The organism is Leclercia sp. UBA7405 (genome assembly GCF_037152215.1).
Classification (GTDB): Bacteria; Pseudomonadota; Gammaproteobacteria; order Enterobacterales; family Enterobacteriaceae; genus Enterobacter; species Enterobacter pneumoniae.
Map to the genome: position 1 here is coordinate 999783 of NZ_JBBCMR010000001.1, position 20612 is coordinate 1020394.

Here is a 20612-nt window from a genome sequence, read left to right on the forward strand (position 1 = left end):
CCTATGGCGCTTACAAAAGCTGAAATGTCAGAATATCTGTTTGATAAGCTTGGGCTTAGCAAACGGGATGCTAAAGAGCTGGTAGAGCTGTTTTTCGAAGAGATCCGTCGTGCTCTGGAAAATGGTGAGCAGGTAAAACTCTCCGGCTTTGGCAATTTTGATTTGCGAGACAAAAACCAACGTCCGGGCCGTAACCCGAAGACGGGGGAAGATATTCCCATTACAGCCCGCCGCGTGGTGACCTTCAGACCCGGACAGAAGTTAAAAAGCCGTGTCGAAAACGCTTCGCCAAAAGCAGAGTGATATGAACTAACTAAAAAGGCCGCTTTTGCGGCCTTTTTTCTTTGCGCTGTTGTAAACCCACCGTAAAATCAATCACCTCATTCATTCGCATAATGATACCCATGCCCGAATTCGCCCGTCATCAATACCGCGCCGATCTGCGAAAATTACTGTTGCTGATAGTGGCGCTGGTGGCGGCACTGGGGTTTAGCCTGTGTGCGGGTGAGCAGTGGATTTCGCCGCAGGCCTGGTTTAGTGATGACGCGCGTCTTTACATCTGGCAAATACGGCTTCCGCGTACCCTGGCGGTGGTGTTGGTGGGGGCGGCTCTGGCCCTGAGCGGCACCATTATGCAGGCGCTGTTTGATAATCCCCTCGCCGAGCCCGGTCTGTTGGGCGTCTCAAACGGTGCCGGTGTGGGTCTGATTGCGGCAGTCATGCTGGGGGGCGGGGCGCTCTCGGGGACGGCGCTAAGCCTCTACGCCATTCTCGGCGCGCTGATCATTACCACTATCCTGCTGCGCTTCGCCCGCAAACATCTCTCCTCCAGTCGTCTGCTGTTGGCAGGCGTGGCGCTGGGCATTATCTGTAGCGCCCTCATGACCTGGGCGGTCTATTTCTCCACCTCGTTTGACCTTCGCCAGCTAATGTACTGGATGATGGGGGGCTTTGGTGGTGTCGACTGGAGTCAAGGCTGGTTGATGCTACTGCTGATACCTGTGATTCTCTGGGCGTGCCTGCAAGCCTCGCCGCTGAATATGTTAGTGCTGGGAGAGACCTCCGCGCGCCAGCTCGGCCTGCCGCTGACCTTCTGGCGTAACACGCTGGTGATGGCTATCGGCTGGATGGTGGGCGTCAGCGTGGCGCTGGCGGGTGCCATCGGATTTATTGGTCTTGTCATTCCACACATGCTGCGCTTAGCCGGTATCACCGATCATCGTCTGTTGCTACCTGCCGCGGCGGTGGCCGGGGGGGCCATATTGCTGCTGGCCGATATCATCGCCAGGCTGGCGCTGAATGCTGCAGAACTGCCCATCGGTGTCGTGACTGCGACATTGGGCGCACCGGTGTTTATCTGGCTACTCTTAAAGGCCGGACGTTAATCGCCGCCAACCTGAAACACAACCTGAGGTAAAACTATGTCGACAGATATTTTGCATACTGAAGTGACGACCATCGATGGGGAAAAGACCACCCTGGAAAGCTATAAAGGTAACGTTTTGCTGGTGGTGAACGTGGCATCAAAATGTGGCCTTACGCCGCAGTATGAACAGCTGGAAGCGCTGCAAAAGAGCAAAGAACAAGAGGGCTTCACCGTACTCGGCTTCCCGTGCAATCAGTTTCTGGGACAAGAGCCAGGCAGCGAAGAAGAGATCAAGACCTTCTGCAGCACGACTTATGGCGTGACGTTCCCGATGTTCAGTAAGGTAGAGGTTAACGGAGAGCAGCGTCATCCTCTCTACCAGAAGCTTATCGCTGCGGCTCCTGCGGCCGTCGCTCCAGAGGGCAGCGGTTTTTACGAGCGAATGGCAAGCAAAGGTCGCGCGCCGCTCTATCCGGACGATATTCTCTGGAACTTCGAGAAATTCCTCATTGGCCGCGACGGACAGGTCATTCAGCGCTTTTCACCGGATATGACGCCAGACGATCCGCAAATCACTGCCGCCATTGAGAAGGCACTGGCCAGCTAATGACGGCGCTGATGCAGCTCAACGGCGTTGCGGTGGCGAACAGGCTGGGGCCGATCGATGTGCAGGTCAACGCAGGGGAGATTATTCACCTTGTGGGGCCGAACGGCGCTGGTAAAAGCACCTTGCTGAGCCGGATGTCAGGGTTGTCAGACGGTGCAGGGGAGATCCTTTTTCAGGATAAACCGCTGGCCGACTGGTCGCCAGCCTCGCTTGCCACTCGACGCGCCTGGCTGGTTCAGCAGCAAACCCCGCCGTTTGCCATGCCGGTCTGGCACTATTTGATGCTGCATCAGCACGATAAAGCCCAGGAGTCGTTACTGCTGGAAGTTGCGGACGCGCTGGGCGTTAAGGATAAGCTCACCCGCAATGTCAATCAGCTCTCCGGCGGCGAGTGGCAGCGAGTGCGCCTGGCTGCAGTGATCCTGCAAATTCATCCGTCAGGTAACCCACACGGCCAGTTACTGCTGCTGGATGAGCCAATGACCAGCCTTGATGTTGCGCAGCAGGTAGCGCTCGACAGAGCGCTCAGCGCGCTCTCGCAGCAGGGGATCGCCATTGTGATGAGCAGCCACGATCTTAATCATACGTTGCGGCATGCCCACCGCGTATGGCTATTAAAGCGCGGCGAGTTGCTCGCCAGCGGCGCGCGAGACAAGGTTTTAACCCCGCCTAATCTTGCCCGCGCCTACGGGATGCCATTCCGCCGGCTGGATATCGAAGGTCACAGAATGATCATTTCCACCGGACAGGAATAAGCGCAGGTTGCGCCGTAGCGCTAAGACAGGCTAAATTACGGAAAGAACAAAAAAAGCAGAGGATTCGTCTGGAATGCGATTCTGGTTTCCCCTTGTGGTGGCGCTATTTCTGGCCGGGTGCAGTAGCCATCGTGCGCCACCGCCAAACGCGCGCCTCTCTGACTCGATCACGGTCATTGCTAACCTAAACGATCAGTTGCAAAACTGGCGCGGCACACCTTACCGCTATGGCGGGATGAGTCGTGGCGGGGTGGACTGCTCGGGCTTTGTGTTAATGACCTTCCGCGACAAGTTTGATTTGCAACTCCCCCGGGAGACGCGTAAACAGGCTGAAATAGGCACCGAAATTAATAAAGATGACCTGCTCCCAGGGGATCTGGTTTTTTTCAAAACCGGGTCGGGCGAGAGTGGGCTTCACGTCGGTATTTATGATACCGACAACCAGTTTATTCACGCTTCTACCAGCCGCGGCGTGATGCGCTCGTCGCTGGATAATGTCTACTGGCGTAAAAATTTCTGGCAGGCCAGACGTATATAAATGGGTAGCGCCGCAAGGCGCTCTCGCTTTAAAAGTCCCGCAATATTCTTTCAACGACGTTATTTTCTGTTGTAATAATTAGCCGTAAATGCGTTGCTTATCAAAAACTGGCTATTAATGGATATCCAGGATAAGATTATTTCGAGTCTAAGGAAACTCCTAAAATTATAACGGAACTAATGAAATTCTTCCTATTAAAATCCATGATATTGAATTACATATCTATATGTTTCAGGATGACACATAGCGTCATAAGTACGGGGCGGGAAAATGATAATTACGCTGGATAACGCTTATCAGTCTGAGCTGTTAATAGTGCCAGCCCGCAATGATTCAGGGGCGCTAATCGGAATCGAAATAATCGTCAACTTTGTTGGCGTGGCTACAAATGTACGTATGCCGACTGAACTGGTTATGCCGTATCTCACGGCCAGGCAAGAGATTGAGCTGTTTCAGGAAAAGTTGTTACTGCTCGATAGCTGTAAACTCTTTTTTATTCAACATCAGCTGACCGCATGGATAAATATTACCCCTACGGTCGTAACCTGGTTAATTAGCGAAGGTAATGGTATTGCAATTTGTGAACGTTACCCGTCACTCGAGTTTACTGTTAATGAGAATTATCCTGAACTTAATAAAGGAAAAGAAAATACCAGTTTGATGAACTTCGCGCTTCGCTTTCCACTGGTATTAGCCAATTTTGGTGCGGGTGATGCCTCCACCAAAGCCATTTTCGATGGATTGTTTAATCGCGTGGCGCTGGATAAAAACTTCATTCAACAACATTTAACTGATCGAACGTTTGAACCCTTTATCCGGGCCATCATGATGCAGGTTTCACCTTATTGTCAGTCGGTGATGGTGGCTGGAGTGGATGACAAAGAGACCTTGCAGCGTCTGTCGGGTTTTGGCTTTAGCGCCATGCAGGGGAGTCTGTGGCCCCCGGTATCTGTAGAAAACATCACCTCTCTGGTGCAGGATAACCCTTAGGTTACCCCGTGTTTAACACCGGATAAACGCACTACACTAAAGGCAGGAGGATCTATGACCCTGTCTTTTACTTCTCACTGGCATGATGAACTGCCAGGTTTTTACACCGCGCTGAAACCCACGCCGCTCAGCAATGCTCGTCTGGTCTGGCATAACGCCGCCCTGGCGGACGAACTGGGTATCCCTGCATCACTGTTTACCCCAGCCGAAGGGGCTGGCGTCTGGGGAGGCGAAACGCTGCTCCCGGGCATGAAGCCGCTGGCACAGGTCTATAGCGGCCATCAGTTTGGCGTCTGGGCCGGACAACTCGGCGATGGTCGTGGCATCCTGCTGGGCGAACAGCAGCTTGCGAATGGTCAGACGGTCGACTGGCACCTGAAAGGGGCTGGTCTGACGCCTTACTCCCGCATGGGGGATGGGCGAGCCGTTCTGCGCTCAACCATCCGGGAAGCCCTCGCTTCCGAGGCGATGCACGCGCTGGGCGTGCCCACCAGCCGTGCTTTATCGATCGTCACCAGCGATACCCCGGTATCACGTGAATCGGTGGAGCAGGGTGCGATGCTGATGCGTATAGCCCAAAGCCATGTGCGTTTCGGTCATTTTGAACACTTTTACTATCGCCGTGAGCCAGAAAAAGTGCGACAGCTGGCGGATTTCGTTATTGCCCATCACTGGCCCCACCTGCAGAACGATGCCGATAAGTATCGGCTCTGGTTCCGTGATGTTGTCGCCCGCACCGCCTCGCTAATGGCTTGCTGGCAGACGATCGGTTTTGCGCACGGGGTAATGAATACCGATAACATGTCGATACTGGGTCTGACTTTTGATTATGGCCCATACGGTTTTCTGGATGATTACCAGCCCGGTTTTATCTGTAACCACTCCGATTATCAGGGACGCTATAGCTTCGATAACCAGCCGTCCGTGGGATTATGGAACCTGCAACGGCTGGCCCAGTCGTTATCGCCGTTTATCGACGTGGATGCCCTCAATGATGCGCTCGATGAGTATCAGGAGGTGTTGCTGCAGCAGTACGGTAAACTGATGCGCCGCAAACTGGGGCTGATGCGTCAGGAGAAGGGCGATAACACCCTCCTGAACGGGCTGTTTACGCTGATGGCAAAAGAGGGCAGTGACTATACGCGAACCTTCCGCATGCTGGGCCAGACGGAGCGCCAGAGCGCGGCGTCCCCGCTGCGGGATGAATTTATTGACCGCCAGGCCTTCGACCAGTGGTTCGCCCTCTACCGCGCGCGCTTACAGCTGGAAGATGCGGACGATGCTGCCCGACAGACGCAAATGAACGCCGTCAACCCGGCAATGATACTGCGTAACTGGCTGGCACAGCGCGCTATCGAGCAGGCAGAGCAGGGGGATTATGCCGAACTCCATCGTCTACATGAGGCGCTTCGTACGCCGTTTGCCGAACGGGATGATGACTACGTCAGCCGCCCACCGGACTGGGGCAAGCGGCTGGAAGTGAGTTGCTCAAGCTAAGGGGCAAGAAAAACCTGCGGCGTGGCGCTGGCAGGATGCGTACCAACGTGGATCTCAGCGCCATACCAGCGGGTGAGGGTATCAGCTTGTAAAACATGCTGCGCTGTTCCCCCGGCAACGAGATCGCCGTTGTGCAGCAACAACACACGATCTGCCCACAGCGCGGCGAGGTTCAGATCGTGCAGGACAATGCACACATGCAGATGCCCGTGCCCTGTCAAACGCTTCAATAAACGCAGTATGTGTTGCTGGTGGTAAAGATCCAGCGCTGAGGTAGGTTCATCCAGAAACAGCCAGCCTCGGGGCGCCCCGTTGCGCCAGAGCTGCGCCAGCGCGCGGGCAAGTTGCACCCGCTGCTGCTCACCGCCGGAGAGCGCCGAATAAGAACGCCCGGCCAGCGGCAGGCTGCCGGTCAGCTGCATGACCTGGGTGATTATCGATCTGTCCGGCGTTAAGCCCCAGGGGGTACGCCCCATGGCGACGACCGCTTCAACCGGCCAGTCAAAACCAGGCTGGGTGAGCTGGCGCATCACCGCCCGGGTACGCGAAAGGGCCGGTGCGCTCCAGTGTGCCAGGTCTTTACCCTCGAGTTTGCACTGCCCGGCCTCGGGCTTCAGGTAGCCGGTCAGCAGCCGCAATAACGTCGATTTCCCCGCTCCGTTGGGGCCAATCAGCGCCACCAGTTCACCCGGTGCCAGAGTGAGAGAGATGTTGCGGATCACCGTCCGATCCGCCACGCGATAAGTCAGGTTTTGTGCGACAAACGTCTCAGCCATGGTGCCCTCCCCGGCGGAAGATCAGCCACAGGAACCAGGGGGCGCCGAGGAGGCTGGTCAGCAGGCCAACCGGCATCTCCGCAGGCGCCACCAGCGTACGGGCGGCCGTATCGGCGATCAACAGCAGCAATGCTCCCGCCAACACGGAGCCTGGGATCACCGCCCGATGATCGGAACCCAGCCACATGCGCAACAGATGGGGAACCACCAGTCCGATAAAGCCAATCACGCCGCTTACCGCCACGGCAGCAGCCACCAGCAGGGCGCTGCAGAGCAGTAAAATCCGCTGCACCATCCGCACCTCAATGCCGAGGTAGTGTGCTTCTTCATCGCCCAGCTGCAGCACGTTAAGCGCCGACGCCAACCGACAGATAATTAACACCGTGGGGATCATCAGGGAAGTGATGGCCAGTAGCGTTGACCACTGGGCCTGGCCCAGGCTACCCATGCCCCACAGCGAGAGTTGGCGTAGCTGGGCATCGTTACTGACCCACGACAATACACCCACTGCGGCACCGCACAGGGCATTGATCGCGATCCCCACCAGCAGCAAGCGAGACAGCGAACTGTCGCGCTGCTGGCTCAGGATAAAGATCACTCCGGTGGCTGCCAGAGCGCCGACAAACGCTGCCAGCATTGGCGCGTAGAGCATCAACAGCGCGGGTAAAGAGAGCGGTAAGACCACCCATAAAGCCACAGCTAACGCCGCACCGCTACTGATCCCCAGCAGACCCGGATCGGCGAGGGGGTTACGAAACAACCCCTGCATCACGCAGCCTGCCAACGCCAGCGAGCCGCCAATCACCAGCGCCAGCAATACGCGGGGCAAACGGATGGTAAACCAAATCTGGCGCAGAGCGTCGTCACCCCTGCTCCAGATGAGACTTACCGGCAGGCGCAACGCGCCAAAACCGGTAGCAATCAGGGTCGCGAGGGCCAGCGAAAGTGCCAGTAACCATAGCGAGAGCGTGATTTTACGGGACATCAGGGGAGTTGCCCGGCTTTGGTACGCAGCTGCTGGATGGCCTGCGGCGTGCGAACGCTAAAGCCAAGCAGCGCCATATCGTCAATAACCAGAAGCTGTTTATGACGCCCGGCCGGGGTTTGTGCCAGCCCGGGTAACGTCCACAGGTTATCCTCGCCGCCCAGCGCTTTCACGCCGTCCTGCGAGATCACCACCAGATCGGGTTGGCTGGCGATCACCCCTTCTTGCGAAAGGGGCTGATAGCGGGTAAATCCCTGCATCGCATTTTGCAATCCGGCGGCACGGATCGCCGCATCGGCAGCGGTTTGCTGGCCTGCGGCCATCGCGGTCATTCCCCCGTGATTCAGTATGAAAAGGACACGCTTGTGAAGCGAAGAGTCAGGCAGCGCAGCCAGCTGCGCGCGCAGCCTGTTGCGCAGAACCTCGCCTTCAGCTTCCCGGTGCGTCGCCTTGGCCACGATCCGCACTTTCTCATCGATCGCGCTCAGCTCAGGGTTACCTGGCACCGTGACCACCGCGACGCGGCTTTGTTCAACCTGCTTCAGGGCCAGAGAGGGTTGCGCCTGATCGCTGGCCAGCACCAGCGTCGGGCGCATGGCGAGGATCCCTTCGGCATTGAGCTGACGCAAATAGCCCACGTCCGGCAATGATTTCGCCTCGGCGGGCCACAGGCTGGTACTGTCTCGCGCTACCAGCGACGACTGCGCACCCAGGGCATAGACGATCTCGGTAACGTCGCCCCCGAGGGCGACGATTTTTTGCGGAGTGGCGGCAAAAACCGTCAGCGGCAAGGCGGCGATCAGGACCAACAGTCTTTTCATGCGGCCAGCCCCTTAGGCAGCAGGGTGTCGATCTGAGTCCGCCACTGGGTCTGCTCAGGCTCCCCTTCGGTGCGCTGGCCATAAAGCTGGGCGATTTGCGTCCCATCGGCCGCAAAGAGCTCAAGGCTGGTGACGTGACCGTCGGCGGTGGGTTTACGGGTCACCCAGGTTTCTGCGATGGTCTCTTCCAGCAGATGGAGGGTGAAAGTCGGGTTAAAGATATTTAGCCAGCCTTTCATCGGCACCACTTTTTCGACCGCACCCGTGAAAATCTGCACGCAGCCACGATTGCCGACAAAAACCATAATTTCGTTGCCGTCCTGACGGGTGGTCTCCAGCAGTCTGCTCAGGGCGCTGTTATCCACCCGGCAGGCCAGATCGTCACTCACCAGACGGAAGGCCTGCTGGCGGCTCAGGTTATGGCGTTTCAACAGACCAAAGAACTGATGCACATCGGTCATGGCGCGCCATTCTTTATCCAGGGTAGCGGCATCTGCCCCTTCGGCGTAGGTGACGGCGTCGGCCGGTTTGAGCGTCAGCGGCGGATTGTCGGCAGAGATAAAGCGCGTGAGCAGGTCGCCCCAGGCGGCAACGTCAGTCTTGTCGGTGGCGTAAACCTTCAATAGCGCATCGCCCTGATGGTCAAAAAACTGGATGCTCTGACGCGCGCCCCGGGCGTTGACCTCGCTAATATGGAAGGCGCTGGCCCACTGGCCGAGGAACAGGCGCAGATCCAGGGCCCGCGGATTCAGCACCAGCCCGGCGTGACCCTTAAGATGCTGATTGCTGAAGGCACCGACCTGCTCGTGAACCGCATATTCATTACGGCAAATACACTTTGTTTCTCCCACGGCCTCCAGCGCGCCGAGGATCTCGCGGATCTCGCCCTGCAGACGCCAGGCATCATGCCCCACGCGCGCAGAGGTGAGTTCTGCTTCGCTGATACTCATCATGCCTGCGATGTCGCGAGCATATTTACCCGGATGTTCTTCTTTTAGCGCAAGCCAGCGTGTGTAGTCATTCATTGTCTCTTCCTTCCGAATAAAGACCCCGGCGAACCGGGGCAAGGGGATTACCACTGATAACTTACGAAGATCTTACCGTTACGGCCATCCTGCGGGATGCCCTGCGGTGACCAGTACTCTTTGTCGAAGGCGTTGCCCAGCACCAGCGTGGTGGTAACACCTTTCAACTGCGCCTGTCCTTCGTAGCTGACGTAGAAGTCATTTACCGCGTAGCCAGGCTGCTTACTGTAGCTGCTGCTAACGTGGGTTGAACGGTCGGCAAAGGTGCCGATCCAGCCGACGGAGAAGCCGCTCTGGGCCACCGGTATGTTCAGTTTACTGGTGACAGTGTCCGGGTTGATGCTGGAGATGTACTCCCCGGTGTCGGTATCTTTGCCGCGGGTGCGGTTATAGGCCATGTCGAGGCTAAACAGGTCGGCGGAATATTTTGCCATCACGTCCCAGCCCCAGATTTTGGCATTCGGCACGTTGTAGGACATGGTGGTCGCAGCGGCAAAATCGACGGTGGTCGAGATGTAGTCTTTGGCGTTGGTATCAAAGTAGCTGGCTTTGAACTCCAGCGCATCGTTGCCAAGCCAGAGATTGTCAAAGCGCAGACCAAAACCATACTCCTGCGTTTCGTTGGTTTCTGGTCGCAGATTCGGGTTTGGTACCCAGTAGTTGGTGTAGAAACTGCCGATGGAGAAGTGTTTCTCATCGTTATACATCTCACCCATGGTTGGGGCGCGGAAGGCCTGGGCATACGAGCCAAACAGCATCAGCCAGTCGGTTGGGCTAACGGTTAACCCGGCACGGGATGACCACTTATGCGCATCCACATCTTCATAGCCGTCGCTACTTCCGCGATAGTTGTCATAGCGGGTACCGCCAAGAAGGGTGACCGGCAGATCGCGCAGGGTGATTTCATCCTGCAACCAGCCTGAGCTGAAGTCGATTTTCGCATCCGGGAAGCCTGTCGCAGCGCCAGATGCGTTCTGCTCCTGACGGTAATACTCGCCGCCGTAAGTCAGTAAATGAGAGGCGAAGGAGTCGCTGAACAGGCGGGAGCGGTTTTCTACTTTCCCGCCTTTGGTGGTCTGTTTGCGGAATTCGCCGGTGTCATCGAGGTTTTGCGCGTTGATGCGGGCTTCTGACCAGTATACTTTGGCATCCGCATTCAGCCAGTCGTTACCCGCCGGCGCAATCTTATAGCCAAGCTGGGCGTCACGCTGAATAGTGGAACGGTCGGTCATGGGGTTGCTGCTATCCACTTCGCCTGGCGTTTGCGGATTTTTTGGCTCCTGCGCGGCATTATTGTAGTAACGCAGCATTCCGCTCAGGGTCTGAGCGCTATCAATTTTCCAGCTCCCTTTTGCCAGCATGTTATTGATGGATTCATCGTTGGGCGCGGTATTACCGTCGCTCTGACGAATATCGCCCCGGTCGCGGCTGGACCAGGAGAGAAGGCCGTCGAGGGTGTCGGTACGGCCAAAGGCGCTGGCGCCCATGCCCAGGCTATGATCCCCGGTGGCGGCGGTGCCGAATACACGATATCCGCTGTTTTTTCCCGCCTCCAGCAGATCGCTGGCATTCACCGTATCGTAAGCAATCACGCCCCCCAGCGCGCCGCTGCCGTACAGCAGGGCGGAGGGGCCACGCACCACTTCGATGCGCTTAATAAGGGCGGGATCGAGAAAAGTGCTGTTAAGATGACCGGTATCGGTCCCCTGACGCACCCCATCTACCAGGATCAGTACGCCACGACGATCGTAACCGCGCAGGTTCACGTCCTGGCCGTTAGTGCGACCACTACCGTCGAGGGTTATCCCCGGTACCTGACGCAGCAAATCGGCGGCAGAGCTGGCGGTCTGATTCTCAGGGGCGGTGGCATCAATAACGCTCACCATCATCGGGGCTTCAAAGGTGCTCCGGGCGTTGCCCGTGGCGGTGACGGTCATCTCCTCCGCAGCAGCAAAAGCGGCGCCGGGCAGGGTACTGAAAATCGCCAGCGCCAGCAGCGACGGGCGCCAGGACGCGGAATGCAGGTATGGCATAGCAACTCTCCATAAGGATATGAAAGCGCTGGCTGCCTGGGGATGACCTGGGTGGCTGGCGAGGTTTTTTATTTTGTCAGGATTAATTTTCCGGCATGGGTTTGACGCAGCAGATACTGCTGGCCGTCATGCTCGATAATGACGCGGCCTTCATCGCCCAGCAGCGTTTTACTGCTGATACGACGATCGGCTGCATCGGGCGCAGGCTGTGTTTTGTCTTCAGGACGAGAAAGCGTTGCTGCAGTGTTATCCATACGTGACATAGTGTTTTCAAAATAGCAATCAATGTAACAATGATAATCATTATCAACAAAAGATCTGACACGGCAAGCGTTTTTACCAAAAAAGCGCGAGAGGATCGGATTACCGACAAATGTGAAGAAAATGAGGAGATTAAGCGCGGAGAAACCCGGCGCAAAGGCCGGGTATTAGTTTAAAACCGGGTATCAACCGCGGCAGCGAGCTTTTCAATCAGCAGCTCAGTATCTTCCCAGCTGAGGCACGGATCGGTAATGGACTGGCCGTAAGCAATCGGCTGACCGACCACCACTTTTTGCGTCCCTTCCTTGATAAAGCTTTCAGCCATAATGCCGGCGATGGCGGTGGAGCCGCTGCGGATCTGCTGGCAAATGTCATCGCAAACCTCCAGCTGGCGACGGTGTTGTTTCTGGCAATTACCGTGGCTGAAGTCGACAACCAGCTGCTCCGGCAGGTCAAATTCACGCAGCGTTTCACACGCCTCATGAATATCCTGGGCATGATAATTCGGCTTTTTGCCGCCGCGCATAATAATGTGACCGTACGGGTTGCCGCTGGTCTGGTAGATCGTCATCTGACCGTTTTTATCCGGCGAGAGGAACATATGGCTAGCCCGCGCCGCGCGAATCGCGTCTACGGCGATACGGGTATTGCCGTCGGTGCCATTTTTAAAGCCCACAGGGCAGGAGAGCGCTGAGGCCATTTCACGGTGGATCTGGCTCTCCGTCGTACGGGCGCCGATTGCGCCCCAGCTAATGAGGTCGGCGATAAACTGTCCGGTCACCATATCGAGAAATTCGGTGGCCGTCGGCATGCCAAGCTCGTTCACCTGCAGCAGCAGTTTACGCGCCAGTTGAATACCCTGATTAACGCGGTAGCTACCATTCAGATCGGGATCGGAAATCAGCCCCTTCCAGCCCACCACCGTGCGCGGTTTTTCAAAGTAAGTACGCATGACGATCTCAAGCCGGGCCTGATGTTTGTCACGCAGCACTTTCAGCCGTTGGGCATAGTCGATAGCGGCATCAAGATCGTGGATGGAACAAGGGCCAACAATTACCAGCAGGCGAGGGTCGTCGCCATTAAGGATTTTTTCGATACGTTTTCGTGACGTTGTCACATTTTCTGCCACGGCGGCAGAGAGAGGATAGCGCTCGGCCAGTTCGGCTGGCGTGACGAGAGTGTCAATGCGCGCCGTGCGGAGTTCATCGGTTTTATTCATGGAATATCTCAGAATTTTGTGCTTCATCGGCAAACTACCGGGAAGTGATGGGCATCACCTTAAACCAATCCCCGCTGATTTCAAGTGCAGGGCGTTATCCGCCCTGCCGTTGCGCAGTAGTATACGCTTTTATGAATTCATGTACTAGCATGTTAGTACATGCGGCGGCTCAGACCCATTATGTCGAGGATTTTGGTGGCAATCTCTTCCACCGAATAGTTAGTGCTGTTTAGCCAGGGGATCTGGTTTTTTCGGTACAAAGCTTCTACTTCAGAGACTTCCATTCGGCACTGACGCATAGAGGCGTAACGGCTATTTTCGCGGCGCTCTTCGCGGATAGCGGCCAGCCGTTCCGGGTTGATCGTCAGGCCAAAAAGTTTGTGTTGCAGCGGTTTAAGGGCCGCAGGCAGGACAAGATTGTCCATGTCGTCGGCAATAAAGGGGTAGTTGGCGGCGCGGATACCAAACTGCATCGCCAGATAGAGGCTGGTGGGGGTTTTACCGCAGCGCGAAACGCCCAGCAGGATCACCTGCGCCTGATCAAGGTTACGCATTGAAATGCCATCGTCGTGCGCCAGGGTGTAATCAATGGCGGCAATACGGGCATCGTATTTGATGATATTGGCCGGGTTCAGGCCGTGCGTACGGTGGGCGATAGGGGTCGGATCGAGCTGCAACTCATTCTGCAACGGAGCAACCAGCGCCTGAACAATATCCTGGCAGAATCCTTCGCTCTGCAAAATGATGGCCCGGATTTCAGGAAGCACAATGGAGTAAAACACCAGCGGACGTACGCCGGTTTGCTGAAAAATAGCGTCGATCTGATCCTTCACCGCCCTGGCGCGGCTTTCGTTTTCTACAAAAGGGAGCGTGATGCTGTTAATGGCGACCGGGAACTGTGACATTACCGCGTGGCCCAGCACTTCGGCGGTAATTGCCGTCCCATCGGAAATATAAAAAACCTGGCGATCCACAGCATTATCCATTTTGCGTACCCTGAATATCAAACGTAATTGACTGAAAGCATAAATTAAAAAAGTAAATTACAACAGTCAATCAGCGGGCCTAATTAAAAATGAAATGGTGTTTTTATTTTTAATGAAAAGTGGATTTCATTTTTATAAACAGCGTTGTATACCGATTATTTTTGTGGGAATCCATATTAATCATTAGGTTAGCAATTGAGCGGGAACAGTCCGAAAAGCGAAAAAATAAATCTGCTTACACGATTCACCGTTTTTTTAGCGCGGATAAATATGCCAGTATAAATACCGCAGTAAGGTGTTTCTTAACCCGTTCATATATCATAAAAGGATTGTTTCGATGTCCAACAATGGCTCGTCACCGCTGGTGCTTTGGTATAACCAACTCGGCATGAATGATGTAGACAGAGTTGGAGGCAAAAATGCCTCCCTGGGTGAAATGATTACAAATCTGTCAGGTATGGGTGTCTCCGTACCGAATGGATTTGCTACCACCGCCGATGCGTTTAATCTGTTTTTAGACCAGAGCGGCGTAAACCAGCGCATTTACGACCTGCTGGACAACACGGATATTGATGATGTCTCTGCGCTTGCAAAAGCCGGGGCACAAATCCGCCAGTGGATTATCGACACACCTTTCCAGCCGGAACTGGAAAAAGCCATCCACGATGCGTACAACCAGCTCTCGGCTGATGATGCGCAAGCCTCTTTTGCCGTGCGCTCATCCGCCACCGCAGAAGATATGCCCGATGCCTCCTTTGCCGGGCAGCAGGAGACCTTCCTCAACGTGCAGGGCTATGATGCCGTGCTGGTGGCAGTGAAACACGTCTTTGCCTCCCTCTTTAACGACCGCGCCATCTCTTATCGCGTACACCAGGGCTACGACCATCGCGGCGTGGCGCTGTCTGCTGGCGTTCAACGCATGGTACGCTCCGATCTCGCCTCATCGGGTGTGATGTTCTCTATTGATACCGAATCCGGTTTCGATCAGGTGGTCTTTATTACCTCAGCCTGGGGACTGGGCGAAATGGTGGTCCAGGGGGCGGTGAACCCGGATGAGTTCTACGTGCATAAACCGACGCTGGCCGCCGGGCGCCCGTCGATTGTGCGTCGTACCATGGGCTCGAAAAAAATCCGTATGATCTATGCCCCGAACCAGGAGCACGGTAAACAGGTGACGATTGAAGATGTGCCGCAGGAACAGCGCGACCGCTTCTCTCTGACCGATGCCGAAGTGCAGGAGCTGGCGAAACAGGCGGTACAGATCGAGAAACATTATGGCCGTCCGATGGATATTGAGTGGGCCAAAGATGGCAACACCGGCAAGCTGTTTATCGTCCAGGCGCGTCCGGAAACCGTGCGCTCACGCGGGCAGGTGATGGAGCGTTACACGCTGCATGCGCAGGGCAAAATTGTCGCCGAAGGCCGTGCTATCGGCCATCGTATCGGCGCCGGCCCGGTAAAAGTGATCCACGATATCAGTGAGATGAACCGCATTCAGCCCGGCGATGTGCTGGTCACCGACATGACCGACCCGGACTGGGAACCGATCATGAAGAAGGCCGCGGCCATCGTCACCAACCGTGGCGGCCGTACCTGTCACGCGGCGATCATCGCCCGTGAGCTGGGGATCCCTGCCGTTGTTGGCTGTGGGGATGCGACGGAGCGCATGAAGGATGATGAGAAGGTGACCGTCTCCTGTGCCGAGGGTGATACCGGTTATGTCTACGCCGATATTCTGGACTTCAGCGTGAAAAGCTCCAGCGTGGATACCATGCCGGATCTGCCGCTGAAGATCATGATGAACGTCGGTAACCCGGATCGCGCCTTTGACTTTGCCTGTCTGCCGAACGAAGGCGTGGGTCTGGCGCGTCTGGAATTTATCATCAACCGCATGATTGGCGTTCACCCGCGTGCGCTACTGGAGTTTGATGACCAGCCGGCGACGCTGCAGAACGAAATCCGTGAAATAATGAAAGGCTACGACTCACCGAAAGAGTTCTACGTGGGCCGTCTGTCCGAAGGAATTGCCACCCTGGGCGCGGCATTCTACCCGAAACGCGTGATCGTACGTCTGTCGGACTTTAAATCGAATGAGTACGCCAATCTGGTCGGCGGTGAGCGTTACGAGCCGGAAGAAGAGAACCCGATGCTGGGCTTCCGTGGTGCGGGTCGCTACGTCTCCGACAGCTTCCGCGACTGCTTCGCGCTGGAGTGCGAGGCGGTGAAACGCGTGCGCAACGACATGGGGCTGACCAACGTTGAAATCATGATCCCGTTTGTGCGTACCGTAGACCAGGCGAAAGCGGTGGTAGACGAGCTGGCGCGTCAGGGGTTGAAGCGCGGTGAGAACGGGCTGAAGATCATCATGATGTGCGAAATTCCGTCCAACGCACTGTTGGCAGAACAGTTCCTTGAGCACTTTGATGGCTTCTCTATCGGCTCGAACGACATGACGCAGCTGACGTTGGGTCTGGATCGCGACTCCGGCGTGGTCTCTGAGCTGTTTGATGAGCGTAACGAAGCGGTGAAAGCGCTGCTTTCTATGTCTATCCGCGCGGCGAAGAAGCAGGGCAAATATGTCGGGATTTGCGGACAGGGTCCGTCCGACCATGAAGACTTTGCGGCGTGGCTGATGGAGGAGGGTATCGATAGCCTCTCCCTGAACCCGGATACCGTGGTGCAGACCTGGCTGAGCCTGGCTGAGCTGAATAAGTAAAACCTGATCCCGGTTTTTTAAAAGGCCGGGAAAGAATGAAAAGGGCGAGGAGAATACTCCTCGCCCTTTTTATTTTCTCTTATTTGCTGCGCATCACAAATAATGCAAAAAACTAAATATCATAATTTGTCTGTTAATTTCGACAATTGTTAGCCTGGCAGGTGTTGCTAATACTTTGGCCTTAACTGCGCATTGCCCTGAAATCTGCGCATCCTGGTTGAAACACGTTTTAACCTGATAATAAGGCCAATAAAATGACACTCTCCTCTGTTTTAACTACGAAAGATAAAATAGGTTACGGTTTTGGCGATATGGCCAGTGCGCTGGTCTGGCAAACAGCAACGTTATTTCTTGCTTATTTCTATACGGATGTTTTCGGTTTGCCTGCAGCGATTATGGGAACCATGTTTTTAGTGGTTCGCGTCGTGGATGCCTTTGTCGATCCCTGCATCGGTGCCCTGGTCGACCGGACGCAAACCCGCCACGGTCGATTTCGTCCCTGGCTACTGTGGTTCGCCATTCCATTTGGCGTAAGCTGTCTCATCACCTTCTACGTACCGGACGTGGGGGCGACGGCGAAAATTGTCTATGCCTGCCTCACCTATACCCTCCTGAGCCTGATCTACTCTGCTATCAACGTCCCGTATTGCGCCATGCCCGGTGCTCTGACGCTGGATCCGCGTGAACGTCACTCGTTACAATCCTGGCGCTTTGGACTGTCGTTCATCGGCGGGTTGATTGTCACGGTGATTGCCCTGCCGCTGGTTTCGCTCCTCGGTAATGGAAACGTGCAGAAAGGCTATTTCTACGCCATGAGCCTGATGGGGTTACTGGGTATCATTTTATTTTTCTGCTGCTTCTTCATGACCCGCGAACGTTATTCCCCGCGAAATGATACTTCGGGCTCTATGTTGTCTGATTTAAAACTGCTGGCCGGCAACAGCCAGTGGCGAATTGTTTTCCTGTTTAATATTTTACTGTTAACCGCAGTGGTGACGCGTGGCTCGGCGACAATGTATTACGTTAATTATGTCCTGCTGCGCCCGGATCTGGTCTTTGCGTTTATCGTGGCCGGAATGGTCGCAGCCCTGAGCGGGGCGTTATTGTCCGAACGTCTGTTAGGTAAATTCGACCGCGTACGTGCTTATCAGTGGACAATAATCTCTTTCGTGATATTTGGTGCGCTGATCTTCTTTATTCCCCCATCACAGATCTGGCTTATCTTTGGCCTGAATATCATTTTTAGCTTTATTCAAAACCTGACGACGCCATTACAGTGGACGATGTTCTCTGACGTGGTCGACTACGAAGAACATCGCAGCGGTCGTCGCCTTGATGGGCTGGTTTTTTCAACCGCGCTGTTTGCCATTAAGTTCGGCCTGGCGCTGGGCGGTGCCGTTGTGGGCTGGGTGCTGGGTATGGTGAATTATGCCCCAGGACAGGCGACCCAGACGCCGCACGTGCTTACCACGATTAATGCGCTCTTTACCCTCATTCCTTGCGCGCTGTTTCTCGGCATGGTGGTACTGCTTGCCCTCTACAAGCTTAACAGCCGGGTGGTGGATTCCATCGCCCGTGAGCTCGCCAGCAAGCGCGACGCACAGACCGCTGCCAGACCGCTTAGCCCTGCCATTCAATCTGCCACACAGGAGTAAACTATGACTGCTATCTACAAGGATGCGGGCCGTCCCGTTCAGGAACGCGTTGCTGATTTACTGGCGCGCATGACTCCGGAAGAGAAATTTGCCCAGATGCACGCCTACTGGTTGATCCTCGATGAGCACGGCCACCACCGTGAGCGCAGCGATCTCAGCGATGAATTTGCGGGCGTCACTGAGCAGGCATCCCTCAACGAACGCCTCAAGTTAGGCGTGGGACAGATCACCCGTCCGCTGGGAACCCATATTGTGGAGGCAAAAACCGGCGTTCGTGCCGCAAACCGGCTGCAACGAATGATGATGGAGGAAACCCGGCTGGGTATTCCTGCGCTGTTCCATGAAGAGTGCCTGGTCGGCCTGTTATGTAAAGACGCCACCCTGTTTCCCTCTTCACTGAATTATGGATCGACCTGGGATCCGGCACTGGTTCAGCGTGCCGCAGAGCAGATTGGCAAGGAGGCGCGATCTGTGGGCTGCCAGCAGGGACTGGCGCCGGTGCTGGACGTCTCCCGTGATGTACGCTGGGGCCGCACAGAAGAGACCTTTGGGGAAGACCCCTGGCTGGTGGGGGTGATGGCGACGGAGTATGTCAAAGGGCTGCAGGGAAAAGAGCGCGATCTGCTGGCCACGCTAAAACACTATGTGGGTCACTCCTTCAGCGAAGGGGCGCGTAACCATGCTCCGGTACATCTCGGCTTTAGCGAACTGAACGATACCTTCCTGCTGCCGTTCGAAATGGCGGTTAAGCTGGCCAACGCCGGCTCGGTGATGCCGGCCTACCACGATATCGATAATCAGCCGGGGCATAGCGATAGCTTCCTGCTGACCACGGTCTTACGCGAACAGTGGGGGTTTGACGGGCTCATTGTCGCCGATTACGGCGGCGTAAGTTTGCTGCATCAGCATCACGGTATCTCTCATGACGCTGCGGAGTCAGCAGCGCTGGCGTTTAATGCCGGGCTGGACGTCGAGCTACCGAAGGATGATTGCGCCCGCCATCTCGCAGATGCGGTCGCGCGCGGGCTGATAACGATGGCGAAGATTGATGAAATCGTCGCGCGCGTGCTCACGGAAAAATTCCGGCTTGGCTTATTTGAACAGCCTTACGTGGATGAGAGCGGTATCGACCTGCAGAACGAAGAGACCCGGCAGGTGGCACGCGAAGTGGCCACGCGCTCCATGACCCTGCTGGTGAATAACGGGATCTTACCGCTGTCCTCGACACCGCAGGTGGCCGTCGTCGGGCCTACCGCCGATGATCCCCTTGCGCTGCTGAGTGGCTATAGCTTCCCGGTGCATCTGATTATTAGCGATATGGTGGAGGAAACTGTTCAGGTCACTACGCCGCTGGCGGCCCTGAAACACTACCTCGGGGAGGGCAATGTCCGCTATGCCAAAGGTTGCCATATCATTGAGCACCGCATGGCAGGGGCGCCGGTCTTCCCGGGGGAGAGCAGCGGCAAGCCAATGCAGCAATCACCGGTCTCGCACGATACCGGTCTGATAGCGCAGGCGGTGCGCGCCGCGCAGGATAGCGAGGTCGTGGTGGCATGCGTCGGGGATCTGGCGGGCTTATTCCAGAGTGGCACCGTTGGAGAAGGGTCCGATACCGATAGCCTGAATTTACCGGGTGTACAACAGCAACTGCTGGAAGCGCTGGTTGCCACCGGCAAACCGGTGGTTGTGGTGATGACCGGCGGCCGACCTTACAACCTGCAGGGGCTGGAGGAGAAGGTGGCCGCCCTGATGCTGGCCTGGGCTCCGGGTCAGGAAGGGGGCTGGGCCATCGCGGACGTGCTGACAGGGCGCGCTGAGCCTGAAGGCCGGCTGGTGGTCAGCGTACCGAAAAGCGCAGGGGCGATGCCGTATTACTACAACCACAAGCTGAAAAGCGGCGGCACGCCGTTTGCTTTCCATTTTGGCGCGCGCTACCCCTTCGGCTTTGGTCTGGGATGGACGCAATTTGACTGGAGCGCGGCGCAACTCGTTGAAAGCCAGGTTGCGATAACCGGTGATGTTGCGGTGAGTATTACCCTGAAGAACGTAGGCGAGCGTAGCGGCAGTGAAGTCGTCCAGCTGTACGTACGCGATAAAGTGGCGACGCAGGTAAGGCCTTTACAGGAGTTGAAAGCGTTTCAGCGGGTCACGCTTGCGCCAGGCGAATCGGCGACGCTCACCTTCACGCTGCCTGTCGATATGTTCAACTTTACGCGCCGCGACGGCAAGCGCATCGTCGAGCCCGGCGAGTTTGAACTCCAGCTCGGGGCGTCGTCGGCGGATATTCGTGATGTTGTCACGGTCAACGTAACGGGTGAGACTCGGATGCTGCCTGCCCAATGGCGAATGGTGGGGCGGTGCGAGGTCAATCGCGGATAGCAG

The 20612-nt window shown here is 56.0% G+C and carries 18 protein-coding genes; 10 read left to right on the forward strand and 8 right to left on the reverse strand.

What is annotated here, in order from left to right:
• Nucleotides 1-3 precede the first annotated feature (3 nt).
• From ihfA to selO, 7 genes are all read left to right on the forward strand, one after another.
• On the forward strand, nucleotides 4-303 hold the full coding sequence (ihfA, locus tag WFN75_RS04845; RefSeq protein WP_006820203.1) for an integration host factor subunit alpha: 300 nt from the start codon (nucleotides 4-6) through the stop codon (nucleotides 301-303).
• A 101-nt stretch (nucleotides 304-404) separates the two neighbouring features.
• Nucleotides 405-1385: a vitamin B12 ABC transporter permease BtuC gene (gene btuC, locus WFN75_RS04850; protein WP_040076002.1), complete on the forward strand. Its 981-nt coding sequence runs from the start codon at nucleotides 405-407 to the stop codon at nucleotides 1383-1385.
• Nucleotides 1386-1421: 36 nt separating this feature from the next.
• The gene (locus tag WFN75_RS04855; RefSeq protein WP_046885913.1) at nucleotides 1422-1973 is read left to right on the forward strand and encodes a glutathione peroxidase; all 552 of its coding nucleotides are present in this window, start codon (nucleotides 1422-1424) and stop codon (nucleotides 1971-1973) included.
• Nucleotides 1973-2728: a vitamin B12 ABC transporter ATP-binding protein BtuD gene (btuD, locus tag WFN75_RS04860; RefSeq protein WP_336995683.1), complete on the forward strand. Its 756-nt coding sequence runs from the start codon at nucleotides 1973-1975 to the stop codon at nucleotides 2726-2728. The genes WFN75_RS04855 and btuD overlap by 1 nt, the downstream gene beginning before the upstream one ends.
• Nucleotides 2729-2801: 73 nt before the next feature.
• Nucleotides 2802-3266, forward strand: coding sequence for a C40 family peptidase (locus WFN75_RS04865; protein WP_040075998.1), 465 nt, complete (start codon nucleotides 2802-2804; stop codon nucleotides 3264-3266).
• Nucleotides 3267-3536: 270 nt separating this feature from the next.
• Entirely contained in the window at nucleotides 3537-4256 is a 720-nt protein-coding gene (locus WFN75_RS04870; protein WP_046885915.1) for an EAL domain-containing protein, read from the forward strand.
• Nucleotides 4257-4310: 54 nt separating this feature from the next.
• Nucleotides 4311-5753 (forward strand): protein adenylyltransferase SelO, encoded by a 1443-nt coding sequence (selO, locus tag WFN75_RS04875; protein WP_336995684.1) that lies wholly within the window; start codon nucleotides 4311-4313, stop codon nucleotides 5751-5753.
• On the opposite strand, the gene WFN75_RS04880 is transcribed toward selO, so the two are convergent.
• The 8 genes from WFN75_RS04880 to ppsR form a co-directional block, all read right to left on the reverse strand.
• A complete protein-coding gene (locus tag WFN75_RS04880) occupies nucleotides 5750-6529 on the reverse strand; it encodes a heme ABC transporter ATP-binding protein (protein ID WP_336995685.1) in 780 nt (259 codons plus the stop codon). The two genes, selO and WFN75_RS04880, sit on opposite strands and share 4 nt — an antisense overlap.
• On the reverse strand, nucleotides 6522-7514 hold the full coding sequence (locus WFN75_RS04885) for a FecCD family ABC transporter permease (protein ID WP_336995686.1): 993 nt from the start codon (nucleotides 7512-7514) through the stop codon (nucleotides 6522-6524). Before WFN75_RS04885 ends, WFN75_RS04880 begins: the two co-directional genes overlap by 8 nt.
• Nucleotides 7514-8335: a heme/hemin ABC transporter substrate-binding protein gene (locus WFN75_RS04890; RefSeq protein WP_336995687.1), complete on the reverse strand. Its 822-nt coding sequence runs from the start codon at nucleotides 8333-8335 to the stop codon at nucleotides 7514-7516. Before WFN75_RS04890 ends, WFN75_RS04885 begins: the two co-directional genes overlap by 1 nt.
• Entirely contained in the window at nucleotides 8332-9360 is a 1029-nt protein-coding gene (locus WFN75_RS04895) for a hemin-degrading factor (RefSeq protein ID WP_263616722.1), read from the reverse strand. The genes WFN75_RS04890 and WFN75_RS04895 overlap by 4 nt, the downstream gene beginning before the upstream one ends.
• A 47-nt stretch (nucleotides 9361-9407) precedes the next feature.
• Nucleotides 9408-11393: a TonB-dependent hemoglobin/transferrin/lactoferrin family receptor gene (locus WFN75_RS04900; protein ID WP_336995688.1), complete on the reverse strand. Its 1986-nt coding sequence runs from the start codon at nucleotides 11391-11393 to the stop codon at nucleotides 9408-9410.
• A gap of 68 nt (nucleotides 11394-11461) precedes the next feature.
• On the reverse strand, nucleotides 11462-11656 hold the full coding sequence (hemP, locus tag WFN75_RS04905; protein WP_040075988.1) for a hemin uptake protein HemP: 195 nt from the start codon (nucleotides 11654-11656) through the stop codon (nucleotides 11462-11464).
• A 170-nt stretch (nucleotides 11657-11826) separates the two neighbouring features.
• Nucleotides 11827-12873: a 3-deoxy-7-phosphoheptulonate synthase AroH gene (gene aroH / locus WFN75_RS04910; protein ID WP_046885991.1), complete on the reverse strand. Its 1047-nt coding sequence runs from the start codon at nucleotides 12871-12873 to the stop codon at nucleotides 11827-11829.
• 152 nt (nucleotides 12874-13025) lie between these two features.
• Complete coding sequence (gene ppsR, locus WFN75_RS04915) at nucleotides 13026-13859, reverse strand: posphoenolpyruvate synthetase regulatory kinase/phosphorylase PpsR (RefSeq protein WP_040075986.1); 834 nt, start codon at nucleotides 13857-13859, stop codon at nucleotides 13026-13028.
• Between the two features lie 337 nt (nucleotides 13860-14196).
• Between ppsR and ppsA the strand changes: the two genes are divergently transcribed.
• From ppsA to WFN75_RS04930, 3 genes are all read left to right on the forward strand, one after another.
• Complete coding sequence (ppsA, locus tag WFN75_RS04920) at nucleotides 14197-16575, forward strand: phosphoenolpyruvate synthase (RefSeq protein ID WP_046885923.1); 2379 nt, start codon at nucleotides 14197-14199, stop codon at nucleotides 16573-16575.
• Between the two features lie 254 nt (nucleotides 16576-16829).
• Complete coding sequence (locus WFN75_RS04925) at nucleotides 16830-18230, forward strand: MFS transporter (RefSeq protein ID WP_046885924.1); 1401 nt, start codon at nucleotides 16830-16832, stop codon at nucleotides 18228-18230.
• Nucleotides 18231-18233: 3 nt separating this feature from the next.
• On the forward strand, nucleotides 18234-20609 hold the full coding sequence (locus tag WFN75_RS04930) for a glycoside hydrolase family 3 N-terminal domain-containing protein (protein ID WP_336995689.1): 2376 nt from the start codon (nucleotides 18234-18236) through the stop codon (nucleotides 20607-20609).
• Nucleotides 20610-20612: the final 3 nt, after the last annotated feature.